Origin of the sequence: Streptomyces gilvus, from assembly GCF_022513565.1 — a bacterium.
GTDB classification, from domain to species: Bacteria; Actinomycetota; Actinomycetes; order Streptomycetales; family Streptomycetaceae; genus Streptomyces; species Streptomyces gilvus.
In genome coordinates, this window is sequence record NZ_JAKWBE010000015.1 from 80,779 (window position 1) to 97,314 (window position 16,536).

The 16,536-nt window shown below is 70.7% G+C and carries 16 protein-coding genes; 5 read left to right on the forward strand and 11 right to left on the reverse strand.

Annotation, left to right across the window (positions count from 1 at the left end):
• Positions 1–54: 54 nt before the first annotated feature.
• The 6 genes from MKW14_RS23355 to MKW14_RS23380 form a co-directional block, all read right to left on the reverse strand.
• Complete coding sequence (locus MKW14_RS23355; protein WP_240865097.1) at positions 55–1,665, reverse strand: DoxX family protein; 1,611 nt, start codon at positions 1,663–1,665, stop codon at positions 55–57.
• A 117-nt stretch (positions 1,666–1,782) separates the two neighbouring features.
• Entirely contained in the window at positions 1,783–2,724 is a 942-nt protein-coding gene (gene rlmB / locus MKW14_RS23360; RefSeq protein ID WP_240865099.1) for a 23S rRNA (guanosine(2251)-2'-O)-methyltransferase RlmB, read from the reverse strand.
• Between the two features lie 98 nt (positions 2,725–2,822).
• Entirely contained in the window at positions 2,823–4,220 is a 1,398-nt protein-coding gene (cysS, locus tag MKW14_RS23365) for a cysteine--tRNA ligase (protein WP_240865100.1), read from the reverse strand.
• Between the two features lie 49 nt (positions 4,221–4,269).
• Positions 4,270–4,767: a 2-C-methyl-D-erythritol 2,4-cyclodiphosphate synthase gene (gene ispF / locus MKW14_RS23370; RefSeq protein WP_240865103.1), complete on the reverse strand. Its 498-nt coding sequence runs from the start codon at positions 4,765–4,767 to the stop codon at positions 4,270–4,272.
• Positions 4,757–5,545, reverse strand: coding sequence for a 2-C-methyl-D-erythritol 4-phosphate cytidylyltransferase (gene ispD, locus MKW14_RS23375; RefSeq protein ID WP_240865104.1), 789 nt, complete (start codon positions 5,543–5,545; stop codon positions 4,757–4,759). Before ispD ends, ispF begins: the two co-directional genes overlap by 11 nt.
• A gap of 274 nt (positions 5,546–5,819) precedes the next feature.
• Positions 5,820–6,302: a CarD family transcriptional regulator gene (locus MKW14_RS23380; RefSeq protein WP_003953493.1), complete on the reverse strand. Its 483-nt coding sequence runs from the start codon at positions 6,300–6,302 to the stop codon at positions 5,820–5,822.
• A gap of 578 nt (positions 6,303–6,880) precedes the next feature.
• Between MKW14_RS23380 and MKW14_RS23385 the strand changes: the two genes are divergently transcribed.
• The gene (locus tag MKW14_RS23385; RefSeq protein ID WP_240865105.1) at positions 6,881–7,540 is read left to right on the forward strand and encodes a copper chaperone PCu(A)C domain-containing protein; all 660 of its coding nucleotides are present in this window, start codon (positions 6,881–6,883) and stop codon (positions 7,538–7,540) included.
• A 98-nt stretch (positions 7,541–7,638) separates the two neighbouring features.
• Here MKW14_RS23385 and phoP read toward each other — a convergent pair whose 3' ends face one another.
• Both phoP and phoR read right to left on the reverse strand, forming a co-directional pair.
• Complete coding sequence (gene phoP, locus MKW14_RS23390) at positions 7,639–8,310, reverse strand: two-component system response regulator PhoP (RefSeq protein WP_005476807.1); 672 nt, start codon at positions 8,308–8,310, stop codon at positions 7,639–7,641.
• Positions 8,311–8,315: 5 nt separating this feature from the next.
• Positions 8,316–9,581: a two-component system sensor histidine kinase PhoR gene (phoR, locus tag MKW14_RS23395; protein ID WP_240865106.1), complete on the reverse strand. Its 1,266-nt coding sequence runs from the start codon at positions 9,579–9,581 to the stop codon at positions 8,316–8,318.
• A 239-nt stretch (positions 9,582–9,820) separates the two neighbouring features.
• Between phoR and phoU the strand changes: the two genes are divergently transcribed.
• The 3 genes from phoU to MKW14_RS23410 all read left to right on the forward strand — a co-directional run bounded on the left by phoU (position 9,821) and on the right by MKW14_RS23410 (position 13,173).
• Positions 9,821–10,522 (forward strand): phosphate signaling complex protein PhoU, encoded by a 702-nt coding sequence (gene phoU / locus MKW14_RS23400; RefSeq protein ID WP_240865107.1) that lies wholly within the window; start codon positions 9,821–9,823, stop codon positions 10,520–10,522.
• Between the two features lie 263 nt (positions 10,523–10,785).
• On the forward strand, positions 10,786–10,938 hold the full coding sequence (locus tag MKW14_RS23405; protein WP_240865109.1) for a hypothetical protein: 153 nt from the start codon (positions 10,786–10,788) through the stop codon (positions 10,936–10,938).
• A gap of 240 nt (positions 10,939–11,178) precedes the next feature.
• The gene (locus tag MKW14_RS23410; RefSeq protein WP_240865111.1) at positions 11,179–13,173 is read left to right on the forward strand and encodes an Ig-like domain repeat protein; all 1,995 of its coding nucleotides are present in this window, start codon (positions 11,179–11,181) and stop codon (positions 13,171–13,173) included.
• A gap of 73 nt (positions 13,174–13,246) precedes the next feature.
• On the opposite strand, the gene MKW14_RS23415 is transcribed toward MKW14_RS23410, so the two are convergent.
• Positions 13,247–14,008 carry a phosphoglyceromutase gene (locus MKW14_RS23415; protein ID WP_240865114.1) on the reverse strand — a complete coding sequence of 254 codons (762 nt, stop codon included), beginning with the start codon at positions 14,006–14,008 and terminating at the stop codon, positions 13,247–13,249.
• Between the two features lie 152 nt (positions 14,009–14,160).
• Between MKW14_RS23415 and MKW14_RS23420 the strand changes: the two genes are divergently transcribed.
• The gene (locus MKW14_RS23420) at positions 14,161–15,435 is read left to right on the forward strand and encodes an MDR family MFS transporter (RefSeq protein ID WP_240865116.1); all 1,275 of its coding nucleotides are present in this window, start codon (positions 14,161–14,163) and stop codon (positions 15,433–15,435) included.
• 104 nt (positions 15,436–15,539) lie between these two features.
• Here the strand turns inward: MKW14_RS23420 and MKW14_RS23425 are convergent, their stop codons facing one another.
• Positions 15,540–15,764: a hypothetical protein gene (locus MKW14_RS23425; RefSeq protein WP_240865118.1), complete on the reverse strand. Its 225-nt coding sequence runs from the start codon at positions 15,762–15,764 to the stop codon at positions 15,540–15,542.
• 321 nt (positions 15,765–16,085) lie between these two features.
• Complete coding sequence (locus MKW14_RS23430) at positions 16,086–16,511, reverse strand: DUF2000 family protein (protein WP_240865119.1); 426 nt, start codon at positions 16,509–16,511, stop codon at positions 16,086–16,088.
• Between the last annotated feature and the right edge of the window lie 25 nt (positions 16,512–16,536).

The following is a 16,536-nucleotide window of genomic DNA, read 5'->3' on the forward strand; positions in this document are numbered from 1 at the left end:
TGGGCCAGGAGGTTCAGCCGGTGGGCTCGCCCACAATGTCGCCCACCGGCCTGGTTACCCCAACAGGCCGCCGACCAGGCCCGGTTGGCCGGAGGAGCCGCCGGAGCCGGTGCCGCTGCCGGAGCCGGTGCCGCCGCCCGTCGAACCGCCCGACGTGGGACCGGAGCTGGTGCTGGGGGCGCCGCCGCCGGAGGGGGCGGAGTGGTGGGGCATGGTCTGGCCCGCCGTGCCCTGGGTCTGGCTGGGCACGCCGCCCGTCACGGTGCTGCTCGGGGTCGTCGCCGCGCCCGACGGCGTGGACCGGCTGGTCGCGCCGTGGGTGGGCGAGTGGGAGGCGGACGGTGACTGCTCGTGCCGCTCGCCCGGCTCCTGCGGGAGCGGGGAGCCCGGCAACTGGTTGCGCGGCGCCTCACCGGGGCCCGGCACGACCACCCGGCCGGCGTCACGGACCGCGCCGCCGAGCAGGGAGCCGACGAGGAGCGTGAGGCCGACGGTGACGGCCGTGACGAGCGCGCCGCGGCGCAGGACGTAACGGCGCAGCTCCCAGATGTCGGAGCGGGGTCCGAGACGGCGCCAGGCGCGGCCCGCGATGCGGCCGTCGACGGAGTAGACGGGGGCGCCGGCGATGATCAGCGGGGACCAGGCGGCGAGGTAGATGATGTCGGGGGCGTCGTAGGCGGGGACGGTCTTCCAGCTGACGGTGACGATGAGCGCGGCGGAGAGCAGCGCGCCGAGGACGGCGGCCACCCGCTGCCAGCAGCCGAGGACCGTCAGGACGCCGACGATCACCTGCGCGAAGGCGATGACCAGGCCCGAGCCGACGGGGTGGTGCAGGGCGAACTGGCGCAGTGGCTCGGCGACTTCCCAGGGGTGCAGGGTGTTGAGCCACTTGACCATGGAGCCGCGCTTGCCGCCGTCGAAGTAGACGGGGTCGCACAGCTTGCCCATGCCGGCGTAGATCGAGATGAAGCCGAGGAAGATGCGCAGCGGGAGGAGGACCACGCCCAGGTTCATGCGGCGGCCCGGGTAGTACGCGTGCCGGGCGGGGTCGTCGCCGTGCCGCCGGGAACGCTGCTCCTCGGCCTCGTCCGGCTCGAAGTCCGCGTCGCCGTACGGGGGTTCCTCGTCGTAGGCGCTGCCCACCGTGCGCATGGGGGGCAGCAGGCGCGTGCCGCCCGTGTCCTCGTAGCTGCGCTGGGCGCCGACCGTCGGGGTCGCGACGTTCCGGTCCAGCTCGTCGTAGATCCCGTCGTACGTGGGGCCGGTGTCGACGCGCGGGATGACCTGGGTGGCGCCGGCGTCGGCGGAGGGGTCCTCGTCGCGCCGGACGCCGGCCCGCACGGCCTGGAGCAGGCGGTGGGCGCCGGTGTCGTCGGGGGCGGACCTGCCGCTCCACACGACCGGCCGGCGGCGGGCCGCCGGCACGCCGCCCGCGGGCATCCGGGTCGTGTCCTCGCCGACGCTCAAGTGCCGTGCGATCCGCGGGTGTTGGGCGCGCGTCGACGCGCCGAGCTGCACGCGGAAGCTGGCGTGATTGACGATGATCTGCGCCGGATCGCTCGGCACCTTCACCATGCTCAGCGCGGGAGCGTCGTCGAATCCGGAATCGAATCGCGACGAGCGGTCCCCCGTGGGTGTGCGGGGTGTTCTGGTGTCCACACTCATCTAACCGAGTGACGTGTGCTTAGGACACTGCTTTGACCCGCCGGATGTGTCCGGACCCCGTCAAGCTTGCCCCGGACGCCCAGATTGACCCGCACGGGTGAAGACGGGCACGCGTGTTCAAGCCCGTCGGCGTGCGGCCTCGTAGAGCACAATCCCTGCGGCCACACCCGCGTTGAGCGACTCGGCCCCGCCCGGCATCGGGATCCGGACGCGGAAGTCGCAGGTTTCGCCGACCAGGCGGGACAGGCCCTTGCCCTCGCTGCCGACCACGATCACGACCGGGCCCTGAAGGGCCTCCAGCTCACCGATCTCGTGCTCGCCGTCGGCGGCGAGGCCGACGATCACGATGCCCGCCTTCTTGTACGCCTCCAGGGCGCGGGTCAGGTTCGTGGCGCGGGCGACGGGCGTACGGGCGGCCGTACCGGCCGACGTCTTCCACGCGCCGGCCGTCATCCCGGCCGCACGCCGCTCGGGTACGACGACGCCGTGGCCGCCGAACGCGGACACGGACCGGACGACGGCGCCGAGGTTGCGCGGGTCGGTGACCCCGTCGAGCGCGACGATCAGCGGGTCCTCGCCCTCGTCGTAGGCGGCGTCGGCCAGGTCCTCGGGGTGCGCGTACTCGTAGGGCGGGACCTGGAGCACGAGCCCCTGGTGGTTGAGCCCGTTGGTCATCCGGTCGAGCTCGGGGCGCGGGGCCTCCATGAGGTTGATGCCGCCGCGCTCTGCGGCGAGCTGCAGCGCCTCGCGCACGCGCTCGTCGTTGTCGATGAACTGCTGGACGTAGAGGGTGGAGGCCGGTACGCCCTCGCGCAGCGCCTCGACCACCGGGTTGCGGCCGACGACCAGCTCGGAGGACGACTTGCCGCCACGGCCGCGGGGCGCGGGACGGCGCGCGGTCTGCTTCGCCTTGGCCGTGGCGACGCGGTTCTTCTTGTGGCCCTTGCGCATCTCGGCGGGCGGGGTCGGTCCCTTGCCCTCGAGGCCCTTGCGACGCTGGCCGCCACTGCCGACCTGCGCGCCCTTCTTGCCGGACATGCGGCGGTTGTTCGCGGCCATGACCTACCTGTCTGTCGTGAAAGTCGTACGTACGTCTGTGAAGTGTGCCGCCCGGAGGGCCGGGCGGCACAATCGATCTTCTGCTCGGCGCCCCGGACTCAGCGCGGGCCGAGGCTCCAGCGCGGGCCCTGCGGGCTGTCCTCGATCGACAGTCCCGACTGGCCGAGCTGGTCGCGGATGGCGTCCGCGGTGGCCCAGTCCTTGCGGGACCGGGCGGCCTCGCGCTGGTCGAGGACCATACGGACCAGGGTGTCGACGACACCGTGCAGGTCCTCGCCCCGGTCCGCCTCACCGGCCCAGTGCGCCTCGAGCGGGTCCAGGCCGAGGACACCGAGCATGGCCCGGACCTCGGCGAGGCGGGCCACCGCGGCTTCCTTGTCGTCGGCCGCGAGCGCGGAGTTGCCCTGCCGGACGGTGGTGTGCACGACGGCGAGCGCCTGTGGGACGCCCAGGTCGTCGTCCATCGCCTCGGCGAAGGCGGGCGGCACCTCGGCGGACGGCTCCACCGGACCGGCCTTCTCCACGACCCGCTGGATGAAGCCCTCGATCCGCGCGAACGCCGACTCGGCCTCGCGCACCGCGTCCTCGCTGTACTCGATCATCGAGCGGTAGTGCGGGGTGCCGAGGTAGTAGCGCAGCACGATGGGCCGCCAGCGCTTGGTCATCTCGGAGACCAGCACGGAGTTGCCGAGCGACTTGGCCATCTTCTCGCCCGCGATGGTCACCCAGGCGTTGTGCAGCCAGTACCGCGCGAAGTCGTCGCCGTAGGCCTTGGCCTGGGCGATCTCGTTCTCGTGGTGGGGGAAGATCAGGTCGATGCCGCCGCCGTGGATGTCGAAGGCGCTGCCGAGGTACTTGTGCGCCATCGCCGAGCACTCCAGGTGCCAGCCGGGACGGCCCGGCCCCCAGGGCGTCGGCCAGGTCGGCTCGCCCGGCTTCGCCGTCTTCCACATCGCGAAGTCGCGCGGGTCCCGCTTGCCGGTCTCGCCCTCGCCCGACGGCTGGAGCAGGTTGTCCAGCTCCTGCCGGGACAGCTCCAGGTACTGCGGGAAGGACCGCACGTCGAAGTAGACGTTGCCGTCCGCCTCGTAGGCGTGACCGCGCTCGATGAGCCGCTGCATCATCTCGACCATCTCGGTCACGTGCCCGGTCGCCCGCGGTTCGTACGTGGGCGGCAGGCAGCCGAGCGCGGTGTAGCCGTCGTTGAACGCCCGCTCGTTCTCGTAGCCGATCGACCACCACGGGCGGTTCTGCTCGTGGCTCTTGGCGATGATCTTGTCGTCGATGTCCGTGACGTTCCTGATGAACGTCACGTCATAGCCGCGGTAGTCGAACCAGCGGCGCAGGATGTCGAAGTTGAGGCCCGAGCGGATGTGCCCGATGTGCGGTGCGGCCTGCACGGTGGCACCACAGAGGTAGATCGAGACACAGCCCGGCTTGAGCGGGGCGAAGTCACGGATCTGCCGGGCGCTGGTGTCGTACAGGCGAATAGTCACGAGACCTAGGGTAGTGGGCCGGAGGGTATGCGTGGAGCGGTCCCTTTGTTTACCCCTCCCGCACCACGAGCGCCGTCGCCACCGCCATGAGGCCTTCGCCCCGGCCGGGGAATCCCAGGCCGTCCGTCGTCGCTCCCGACACCGACACCGGGGCTCCGGCCGCCTCGGAAAGGATCTTCTGCGCCTCGTCGCGCCGCTTGCCGATCTTCGGGCGGGGGCCCACGACCTGGACGGCGATGTTGCCGATGCGGAAGCCCGCCCCGCGGACGATGCGGGCGGCCTCCGTCAGCAGGGTCACCCCGGACGCGCCGGACCACTCCGGGCGGCCGGTGCCGAAGTGCTGTCCCAGGTCACCGAGCCCGGCGGCGGAGAACAGGGCGTTGCACGCGGCGTGCGCGACGACGTCCGCGTCGGAGTGGCCGGCCAGGCCCGTCCCCTCGCCCTCCCACTTCAGGCCGGCGCACCACAGTTCGCGGCCCTCCTCGAAGGCGTGGATGTCGGTGCCGATGCCGACCCGGGGCAGGGGCGGAAAGGTCTCAGAAGCCATCGTTCAGCCTCCTGCGGGCCAGGACCGCCTCCGCGAGGACCAGGTCCAGCGGGCGGGTGACCTTGAAGGCCTCCTCGTGCCCTGGGACGAGGAGCACCGTGTGCCCGAGCCGCTCCACCATGCTCGCGTCGTCGGTGACGTCCTCGGTGACCTCCTCGTGGGCCCTGACCAGCGTGGCCCGGTCGAAACCCTGCGGTGTCTGCACGGCCCGCAGCCGCGCGCGGACCGGGGTGGCCACGACGGGCTCCGGGTCCCCGGCGACCGGCGCGGGCTCGACCTCCTTGACGGTGTCGGCGAGCGGCAGCGCCGGTACGACGGCCGGGGCGCCGTCCCGTACCGCCTCGATCACCGCGTCCACCGTGTCGACCGGCACCAGCGGCCGGGCGGCGTCGTGGACCAGCACGATGTCGTAGTCCGGCGGCAGCGCGTCGAGGCCGAGCCGCACGGACTCCTGACGGGAGTCGCCGCCGGGGACCACCAGGAAGTCCGTCCGCTCGGGCAGCGCGTGCGCGTCGAGGAGGGACTTGACCTCGGCGGCGCCGTCGGGCGGGGCCACGACGACGACCAGGGAGACCGCGCGGGACGCGGCCATCGCCCGCACCGCGTGGATGAGCATGGGGGTGCCCCCCAGCGCACGGAGCGCCTTGGGGGCGCCCGGCCCGAGGCGTACGCCCCGGCCGGCGGCCGGAATCACGGCCGCGGTGCGGGTTTCCGAGCGGGTATCCGAGCGGGCCTCCGTGCGGGCTTGGGCGGGCGAAGGGCGCGATTCGTCAGACATCGGTTCCTGTCAGGTTTGTGTGCTCGACCTACGTGGGTATGGCCTGGGAAGTGCCGGGCGCGACGCCTTGACCGGACCCTTCCGTGACACTGGTCGAGCCTGCTGCCCGGGCCCGGCACGCCAAGTATCGGGGGAACCCCCCGAGGTTTTACGTACGTACGGCGTCCGAGTACGAACATGCCGCAGCGCCCGGCGACAGTGGAGATGTCATCGGGCACCGCGGCATTTCGATGTACTGAGTGCTGAAGCGGGCTGGCACGCCTGCGTCAGTCGTTCAGGACGCGAGGACCTCGTCGAGCAGAGCCTCGGCCTTGTCCTCGTTCGTGTTCTCCGCGAGGGCGAGCTCGCTCACCAGGATCTGGCGGGCCTTGGCGAGCATGCGCTTCTCACCGGCGGAGAGTCCGCGCTCGCGCTCACGACGCCACAGGTCACGCACGACTTCCGCGACCTTGATGACATCGCCGGAGGCGAGCTTCTCCAGGTTTGCCTTGTATCGACGCGACCAGTTCGTGGGCTCCTCGGCGTACGGCGCGCGCAGCACCTCGAAGACCCGGTCCAGCCCGTCCTGACCGACCACATCACGTACGCCGACGAACTCCGCATTGTCCGCTGGCACACGTACCGTCAGGTCACCCTGGGCGACCTTCAGCACCAAGTAGGTCTTGTCCACGCCTTTGATCTGGCGAGTTTCGATGGCCTCGATCAGCGCGGCCCCGTGATGGGGATAGACCACGGTGTCGCCAACCTTGAACGTCATGTGACAGGTACCCCTTCCGTGGCTATCCAGGGTAACACGGAAACCGGCGGTTCTGAATGGCGTTTTCGCAGGTCAGGGCATATCTCGGGGCTTGACAACAGCAACAGGAACGTGCTTCGCCCACTCACTGGAAGAAGGTATTCGCAGGTCGGAGCCGCTCTCCGGCCGAGGTGAAACGCGTACGTTACACACATCCGGAGCCCCCTCCAAGCGGGCGAACGTCCGCATATGTCCGGTTCCGGATGTGCGACTTCCGCTACTCCGTTCGGTGGCGTGAGTCGCTTCCGTATCGATTCCGGAATTGATCACGGGGGCCGGCCGGGCGGCCCGTGATCCATTTCCGGGAACGGCTCCGCATTCCTTCACGCAAAATTTGCGCGCCCGTGCCTGGCGTATGCCGGACGCGGTTATGTGAATGCCGGACGAGCTCCCTCGACTACCCCCTGCCGAGGGAAGCGGAGGGCTTGGGGGAGGGTCGGGTGCGGTGGCCTGGGAACGGCTCGGTAACCTAAGGCCGCTGACAGACACTTAGGGCGGCTTTATGGCCGCCACGCTCGAGTCAAGGAGTTGCCGCCGCCGTGAGCAGCAGCCTTCGACGCGGCGCTCTCGCCGCCGCCGCCATCGCAGTCTCGATCGCCTCGCTCTCCGCGTGCGCCGCCGGCAGTGACGCCCAGACACTGCAGGTCAAGCCGGACAACGCGGCCGTCACGGTCGGTGACATCAAGGTCCAGAACGCGCTGGTCATCACCCAGCCCGACATCCAGGCGACCGGTCCCGCCGTGATCTCCGCGACCCTCTTCAACAACGGTGACACCGCGCAGACCGTGGACTCCATCACCCTCCCCAACGTCAACCAGACCGCCGAGCTCAGGCCGGCCAAGGGCAACGGCCAGCTCGTCGTCCCGGCGCACGGCTCCCTGATCATCGGCGGCAAGGGCAACGCCAGCGCCTCCCTGCCCAACGGGCGCGAGGCCGTCCAGGACGGCAGCGTCCGCAAGGTCACCTTCACCTTCAGCAAGACCGGTGACGTGAGCCTGCGCGCCTTCGTGGTCCCGGCGGCGAGCTACTTCAGCAAGTGGGGCCCGAGCGCGGTTCCGACGACCACGCCGTCCGCCAGCCCGAAGCCGACCAAGAGCACGACGGCGTCCCCGAACCCGTCCGCCTCGAAGACGACGACGCCGCCCACGGCCAACCCCACCAGCGCGGCCTCCGCGAGCGCGACGGCCACCGGCCACTGAGCAGTCGTACGCCGAAGGGCGGGACCTCTCCGAGAGGTCCCGCCCTTCGTCCGTATATACGGGCCATACGGTGGCTCAAGGCTCGAACGTACGGTGGCTTACGGCTCGAACTTGTAACCGAGACCCCGAACCGTCACCAGGTACCGCGGTGCGCCCGGGTCGGGCTCGATCTTGGCGCGCAGGCGCTTGACGTGGACGTCGAGGGTCTTGGTGTCGCCCACGTAGTCGGCGCCCCAGACGCGGTCGATCAGCTGCATACGGGTCAGGACGCGGCCGGCGTTGCGCAGCAGCATCTCGAGCAGGTCGAACTCCTTGAGGGGCAGGTCGACCTTGGAGCCGGAGACCGTGACCACATGGCGGTCCACGTCCATCCGGACCGGCCCGGCCTCCAGGGCGGCCGGGGTGACCTCCTCGGGCTCGCCGCGGCGGCGCAGGACGGCCCGGATACGGGCGACGAGCTCACGCGACGAGAAGGGCTTGGTGACATAGTCATCGGCTCCTATCTCCAGGCCGACGACCTTGTCGATCTCGCTGTCCTTGGCGGTCACCATGATCACCGGGACGTTGGAGCGGCCGCGCAGCTGGCGGCACACCTCCGTACCGGGCAGACCCGGCAGCATCAGGTCGAGGAGGACGAGGTCGGCGCCGTTGCGCTCGAACTCGTCGAGTCCGTCGGGGCCCGTGGCCGCGATGGCGACCTCGAAGCCCTCCTTGCGGAGCATGTACGACAGGGCGTCGGAGAAGGACTCCTCGTCCTCGACGACGAGCACTCGGGTCACGGAAGGACCTCCGGGGCGGGAAGCGGTTCGTACGGGGATGACTGGGGGGTGGATTCGCCGGCCTCGTCGTCGAGGTCGCCGAGATCGGGGTGCTGCTGGGCGCGGTCTCGGGCCGCGCCCGCCTCCGGCAGCCGCAGAGTGAACGTGGAGCCCTGGCCTTCGGCGCTCCACACCGTGACCTCCCCGCCGTGCGAGGCGGCCACATGCTTGACGATCGCGAGCCCCAGGCCCGTACCACCGGTGGCACGGGAGCGGGCGGGGTCGACGCGGTAGAAGCGCTCGAAGACGCGCTCCTTGTCCTTCTCGGAGATACCGATTCCCTGGTCGGTCACGGCGACCTCGATCAGGTCACCGCCGGGCGCGGTCACCCGACGGGCGGCTATGCCCACACGGGTACGGGCCGGCGAGTAGTTGACGGCGTTCTCGACGAGGTTGCCGAGCGCGGCCGCGAGCTGGCCGCGGTTGCCCCACACATGCAGGTCGGCGGTGCCGCCCGCGGCCATGGTGATCTGCTTGGTGCCGGCCTGGTGGCGGCAGCGGTCGATGGCCTCGGCGACCAGCTCGTCGACGCGGACGGGCTCGGCGTCCTCCAGCGGGTCGTCGTTCTGCACCCGGGAGAGGTCGATGAGCTCCTGGACCAGGTTGGTCAGGCGGGTGGCCTCTATCTGCATGCGTCCGGCGAAGCGCTCGACGGCCTCCGGGTCGTCGGAGGCGTCCATGACGGCCTCGGACAGCAGGGAGAGCGCGCCGACCGGTGTCTTCAGCTCATGGCTGACGTTCGCGACGAAGTCACGCCGCACCGCCTCGATCCGCCGGGCCTCGGTCAGGTCCTCGACCAGGAGCAGCACCAGCCGCGATCCGAGGGGCGCCACGCGCGCGGAGACGGCCAGTGCCTCGCCCCGTCCGGTGCCGCGCCGGGGCAGATCCAGCTCCACCTGCCGTATCTCCCCGTCCCTGCGGGTGTCCCGGGCCATCTGCAGCATCGGCTCGACGGAGAGCCGGCCGCCGCGCACCAGTCCCAGGGCGTACGCCGCCGAGCTGGCCTTGACCACGGTGTCCGCCTCGTCCAGTACGACGGCCGAGGACCGGAGCACCGACAGGACGGTGTCCACACCCGGCGGAAGCACCGGGTCGGTGTGCAGGGAGGTGCGGGTGGGGCGCTTCTGCTCCCGCTCGCTCCAGCGGAACGCCAGCATGGCGATGACGCCGGTGAGCACCCCGGCGATCGCTGCCGCTGCGGCGACCGCCGCGTTCACGTCCATGCAAACAGGTTAAGCAGGGGGTACGACATCCCCACAGCCGTCGAGGTGCGAGCTCGAACACTCGTCGCCCAGAGTTCACCTTGGAGCCAGGGATGGTTCATTTGGGGTGACGGAAACCGACGCGTTCGAGCCGGATCGTGGGAGCGTGGGGTTCACAGGACCGGTTTCGCGGCCGGTTCTCATCCCCGGAATCCCCGAGGCAGACGTGCAGACGTGCATACGTAAGAGAGGGACCCCTGATGCGGGACGCGTACCACGAGGAACTTGACTCGATCGGTGACGGTCTGGTGGACATGGCCCGGCTGGTCGGGTCGGCGATCGGACGCGCCACGACCGCCATCCTCGACACCGACCTCAAGCTGGCCGAGAGCGTGATCGAGGGCGACCAGAAGGTCGACGAACTGCAGCACGACCTGGAGGCGCGGGCCATAGCCCTCCTCGCCCGTCAGCAGCCGGTGGCGACCGACCTGCGGATCGTCGTGACCTCGCTGAGGATGTCCGCGGACCTGGAGCGCTCGGGCGACCTGGCCCAGCACGTGGCGAAGCTCGCCCGGCTGCGCTTCCCGGAGCGGGCGATTCCGCACGACCTGCACGCGACCATCCTGGAGATGGGCCAGCTCGCGCAGCGGCTGATGGCGAAGGCGGCGGAGGTGATCATCACCAAGGACGTCGACCTCGCGATGCAGCTGGAGCAGGACGACGACGAGATGGACCTCCTGCACCGCACGCTCTTCCAGCACCTGCTGGACGACCGCTGGAAGCACGGCATCGAGACGGCGGTGGACGTCACCCTCCTCGGCCGCTACTACGAGCGCTTCGCCGACCACGCGGTGGCCGTCGCCAAGCGCGTGGTGTTCCTGGTCACGGGCGAACACGCCGACGACCTCCAGACCGACATCCAGCCGGAGATCCAGCCGGTGGCGGGGGTCGAGGGGGCGTAGGCGCCGGAGGCCCTGGCGTGTGACGGGGGTCGAGGGAGCCCGGGTGGTCGAAGTCCTGGCCGGTGGCGGGGGCCCAGGAGGTTCCAGGCCACCGGGGAGCCGGGCAGCCCGGAGCGAGGGGGCGTATGCGGCGGTGTTCGATGGAGTGCGGGGGCTTCGGGGGGCGTGGTGGCGCCTCCGTGCGCCGTTGATGCGACCGCCGCGGTGGGCATGCAATGGGTGAGGCAGCAGTCCTGCCCAGGCCCGAGCCTCCAGGAGGACCCATGGCCGAAGCCCCTACCACGCCCGACCCGACGCAGGAGCGCGAGACGGAGCAGCCCGCCGACATCAAGAGCCTCCCGCTCGTCGGCGCGTGCGGCTGCGGCTCGGGCTGCGGCTGCGGGTGCCAGTCGGGCGGCCCCTGTCAGTGCGGTTGAGGCGTACATCCACGTAGGCCCCGGTGCCCCCGCGCCCCGGGGCCCGCGTCATGGTCGAGGCCCCCTCCGCGGAAGCGGTCCAACGCATCCGCACCCCGCAGACGAAGGGACCCCAGAGGCCGAGTCCCCATTCTTTGACCATCGTTGACCCCCTTTTGCCCCTGCCGTCACCCCCGTCACTTACGCTCGGGCAATTCCCCAGTTCAGGGGCTCTTTTCGTTCCGGGGGTTCGAAACCACCGTGCGCATACGCACTCTTCCGGCCGCGACGGCGCTCGCGGTCCTCTTCAGCTCCGCCGCGCTCGCGCTGACATCCGCCGCGCCCGCGCTGGCCGACTCCAGCACCATCCTGCCGGTCACCTCGACCGGCGACGTCGTCGTGGACGGCGTACACCAGCGGGTCTTCATCAGCGACCCGAAGGACGGAAAGGTCGTCGCGACCGACTACAGCGGCCAGGTCGTCGGCACGATCGGCTCGCTGCCCGGCGTCCGAGGCCTCGAACTGTCCGCCGACTCCGGCACCTTGTACGCGGCCGTCGAGGACGCCGACGCGATCGTCTCCATCGACACCGCGACCGCCACCGAGGCCCACCGCTACCCGACGGGCACCGGCAGCCAGCCCGAGTACCCGGCGCTGGCCGGCGGCAAGCTCTGGTTCGGCTACGCCGGCCAGGGCACCGGCAACATCGGTTCGCTCGATCTGAGCGGCACCGACCCGGTCGTCACGCTCCACCAGGACACCACCAGGAACTGGAGCTACGCCCCGATCCTGGGCTCCTCGGCCGGCGCCCCGAACACGATCGTCGCGGGTGCCCCGAGCCAGAGCCCGGTGGAACTCGCCGTGTACGACGTCTCGTCGGGCTCCGCGGACCGCACCGCCTACGCCTTCGACCCGGGCAACAGCAGCAACCTCAGCGACCTCGCCGTCACACCGGACGGCAAGGACGTCGTCACGGCCAGCGGGTCCCCGGGCGAGCACGAGGCGTTCAGGCTCTCCGACCTCTCGCAGGACGGCGGCTATCCCACCACCTCCTACCCGAACGCGGTCGACATCGCCCCGGACGGCACGGTCGCCGCGGGCACCTTCTCCTGGTACGCGCCCGACGTCCACGTCTTCGAGCCGGGCGCCTCCACGCCGGTACGGGAGTACGACTTCCCCAACACCGGTACCAGCAGCGGCGCCGACACCCTCGCCGCGGCGGGGCTGGCCTGGGCGCCGGACGGGAGCAGGCTGTTCGCGGTGTCGTACAACGACGCGGACGTCTACTCCCTCCGCGTCCTCGACGACCCGACCAAGGCGGCGACCACCCTCACCGCGACCGCGCCGGCCACCGCGCCCCGCGCCAAGTCCCTCTCGGTCACGGGCACGTTGACCTCGGACACGGCCTTCCCGTCCGGTACGACGGTCTCCGTCAGCCGCACCGACGACGAGTCCCCGGCCGGGAAGCCGCTCGGTACGGCGACGGTGGCCGCCGACGGCTCGTACGCCTTCGCCGACGCCCCTCCTGCGGGCGGCAAGGTGACGTACACCGTCACCTACGCGGGCGACGCCGACCACGCGGGCGCCACGGCCACGAGCACGGTGGACGTCACCAAGACGGCGACGTCGCTGACGCTGAACAACAACGGCAAGGTGTACGCGTACGACACCGCGGTGAAGTTCACCGCGCACCTGGGGACGACGTACAAGAACCGCACGGTCGCCCTGTACGCGGACCCGTACGGCGCCGACAAGCCCAACAAGCTGATCAAAACGGGGACGGTCGACTCGTCGGGAAACCTCTCCGCCACGCTCACCCTGACCCGGGACACCAAGCTGACGGCCAGGTTCACCGGCGACACCCGCACCGCCGCCGCGACGGCCACCAGCACGGTCGGCACCCAGGTCCACGTCTCGACCGCGCTGAGCGGCTACTACAAGAGCCGGTCGGCCTGGGGACAGACGTACCGCGTCTACCACAAGTCCAAGGATCCGGCCTTCGCCACGGCCATGACCGCCTACCCCGGCCGCAAGTACGAGGTGGAGGTCCAGGGCTTCTACCAGGGCGCCTGGCGCACGACCCACACGGAGTTCCTCGCCCTGGACTCCTCCGGCAAGGACACCCTGGTCCTCACCGGCACCCCACCCACAGGCATCCGCTTCCGCATCCGCTCGTCCTACGTCGACACAAAGTCAGGCGACAACGTCAACTCGACGACCCACGGCTCCTGGAAGTACCTGATCTTCACCACCTGACCTGACCCCCGTCACACGGAACAAGCCCCCTGCCCGCGCGAAATCCGCAGGCAGGGGGCTTCTTCGTGGGCGGTTACTTCTTCTTGCCCTGGTTCTTCACTGCCTCGATCGCCGCTGCCGCCGCCTCCGGGTCGAGGTAGGTGCCGCCCGGGGTCAGGGGCTTGAAGTCGGGGTCGAGTTCGTAGGAGAGGGGGATGCCGGTCGGGATGTTCAGGCCCGCGATGTCCGCGTCCGAGATGCCGTCCAGGTGCTTGACCAGGGCGCGGAGGCTGTTGCCGTGGGCGGCGACGAGGACCGTGCGGCCGGCGAGGAGGTCGGGGACGATGCCGTCGTACCAGTACGGGAGCATGCGGATGACGACGTCCTTCAGGCACTCCGTGCGGGGGCGGAGCTCCGGCGGGATCGTCGCGTAGCGGGGGTCGGCGGACTGGGAGAACTCCGTGCCGTCCTCGAGCGGCGGCGGCGGGGTGTCGTAGGAGCGGCGCCACAGCATGAACTGCTCCTCGCCGAACTCGGCGAGGGTCTGCGCCTTGTCCTTGCCCTGGAGGGCGCCGTAGTGGCGCTCGTTCAGGCGCCAGCTGCGGTGGACCGGGATCCAGTGGCGGTCGGCGGCCTCGAGGGCCAGCTGTGCCGTGCGGATCGCCCGCTTCTGGAGGGACGTGTGGACCACGTCGGGGAGAAGGTCGGCGTCCTTCAGGAGCTCGCCACCGCGGACTGCCTCCTTCTCGCCCTTCTCGTTGAGGTTGACGTCCACCCAGCCGGTGAACAGGTTCTTCGCGTTCCACTCGCTCTCGCCGTGGCGGAGGAGGATCAGCTTGTACGGTGCGTCGGCCATGGGTCAGAGCGTAATCCACGGGTTCGTCCCGCCGTGTGGCTGCCCGAAGGCCGGACAGTTGACCGCATCTGCTAATTGAGTGGCTCGCGCCCGCCCGGCACTCGTAAGTTGTCCTTGCCGTCAGTGACACTTACATCCGTGGGGGATCCGCCATGCCCGTCGCCAGTCTGAGACGTGCCGCCCGTGAGACCGTCTCGGGACTCCCCCGCGAGTTCTGGTGGCTGTGGACCAGCACCCTCGTCAACCGGCTCGGCTCCTTCGTCGCCACCTTCATGGCGCTGTACCTGACACTCGACCGCGGGTACTCCGCCTCCTACGCCGGTCTCGTCGCCTCGCTGCACGGCCTCGGCGGGGTCGTCTCGTCGCTGGGCGGCGGGGTGATGGCCGACCGGCTCGGGCGGCGGCCCACCCTGCTCGTCGCCCAGTCCGCCACCGCCGCCTCCGTCGCCCTGCTCGGCTTCGTGCACGACCCGGTCGCGATCGCCGCCGTCGCCTTTCTCGTCGGCATGGCCTCCAACGCCTCCCGGCCCGCCGTGCAGGCGATGATGGCCGACATCGTGCGGCCCGAGGACCGGATACGGGCCTTCTCACTGAACTACTGGGCCATCAACCTCGGCTTCGCCGTCTCCTCCATGGCCGCCGGGTTCATCGCCGAGTTCAGCTACCTCGCCGGGTTCCTGATCGAGGCCGGGATGACGGCCCTGTGCGCGGTGGTCGTGTTCCTGAAGCTGCCCGAGTCGCGGCCCGAGCGGACGGCGACCCAGAAGGCGGCCGAGGAGGGAATCGGCCTCGGGACCGTGCTGCGCGACAGGCGGTACATGGGGGTCGTCGGGCTGTCCTTCCTCGTCGCCCTCGTCTTCCAGCAGGGCTCGGTCGGGCTGCCGGTCGCCATGGGCGAGGCCGGGTTCACACCCGCCGACTACGGTCTCGCGATCGCCGTCAACGGCATCCTGGTCGTCGCGCTGCAGATCCCGCTCACCCGGTTCATCCAGGACCGCGACCCGCGTCGGCTGCTCGTCGTCTCGTCGGTCCTCGCGGGATACGGCTTCGGGCTCACCTCCTTCGCCGGGTCGGTCGGCGTCTTCGCGCTGATCGTGTGCGTGTGGACCCTGGGCGAGATGATCAACGCCCCCACGCAGACGGGGATCGTCGTACGGCTCTCTCCGGTGCACGGGCGCGGCCGCTACCAAGGCGTCTACACCCTGTCCTGGTCGCTGGCCGCGCTCGTCGCGCCGCTGATGTCCGGCCTGGTCATCGACCGGTTCGGTGCCGAGTGGCTGTGGGGGCTGTGCACGGCCGTCGGGACGGCAGCGGCGATCGGGTACGGCGTGCTCATGCGGCGGATGCCGGAGGAGGAGAGGGAGCAGCGGTCAAAGACGGAGACGGAGACGTCCGTGCCCGCCGCCGCGGAGGCGGCCGGCGGCTGACCTCCCCTCCGCCCCCGGTGGCCACACGCGAGCGAGCCCCCCGCCCGCACTTCTCCTGCGGCAGGGGGCTCGTGTCGTGTGCGGCCGTCAGGGGCCGACGCCCGTCAGAAGCTGACGTTCACGCCGATCTGGTGGGGCAGCGCGGCGAGGGCGCCGTCGACGGCGCCCAGGGCCGTCGCCTTGACCGAGTCCACCTCGGCCAGGATGCCCGCGCTGCTCAGGGTGGTCGAGCCGACGGCGACACCGATCTGCGGGCTCAGGCCGCCGGAGACGGCGTCGAGCTCGGCGTCGGAGATCTCGAGGGTCTGGACCTGGGGAGCGGAGTTCATGAGGGGACTGCCCTTCGCATGGATGTACCAGGGGAAACGGCTCGGCTGAGGGGACAGACGACGGGCCGCGGTGCGCAGGATCAAACCACGGAGCGTGCCCGGCATCCAGTCGACCGGCCTGCGGGGCACGGCGGTTGGACGCCTCGGCGAACGAACCGTGAGGGGACGTACACCAATTGGGGCCGGGTTCTCCACGCGGAGGGCCGCACAGGGCATGGACGGGCGGTGTCCCGGTCGCGCCGAACAGGGACAACCCGGCACCAACGCCCCGTGACCGCACGGCGGTTGCGCACGCCTTGTGCAGATTCCGTCCACCTTCCCTCACGGATGCATCCGCGCCCCCTTCAGCACCTTGTCGACCGCGTTCCTCGGCCCGTACACCGCGAGCCCGACCAGATCCAGCTCGGCCGTCCCGACGGCCCGTACGGCCGCCCGGTTGTCCGCGTCGTGGCCGGTCGCGAAGAGGTCGGAGGTGAACAGGGCGCGCGGGAGCGCCCGGGACAGGGCGCGCGCGTGGGCCGCCGTCAGGGTCTCCTTCGTGCCCTCGAAGACCAGGACCGGCTGGCGGAACATCGGCAGGTACTGCACGTCGTCCGCGTCCTCGTACGGCTCGCCGATCACCTCGGGGACCGTGCTGCCGAGGCCGCTGACCAGGAACGCGGTGACGTTCAGGCGCTGCCAGGTCTCCAGGTCCTCGCGCAGCAGGACGGCGATCTTGGTGTCGAACCGGATGGGTGTGTCGCTCATACTCCGAGACTGCCGATCCGCTCAC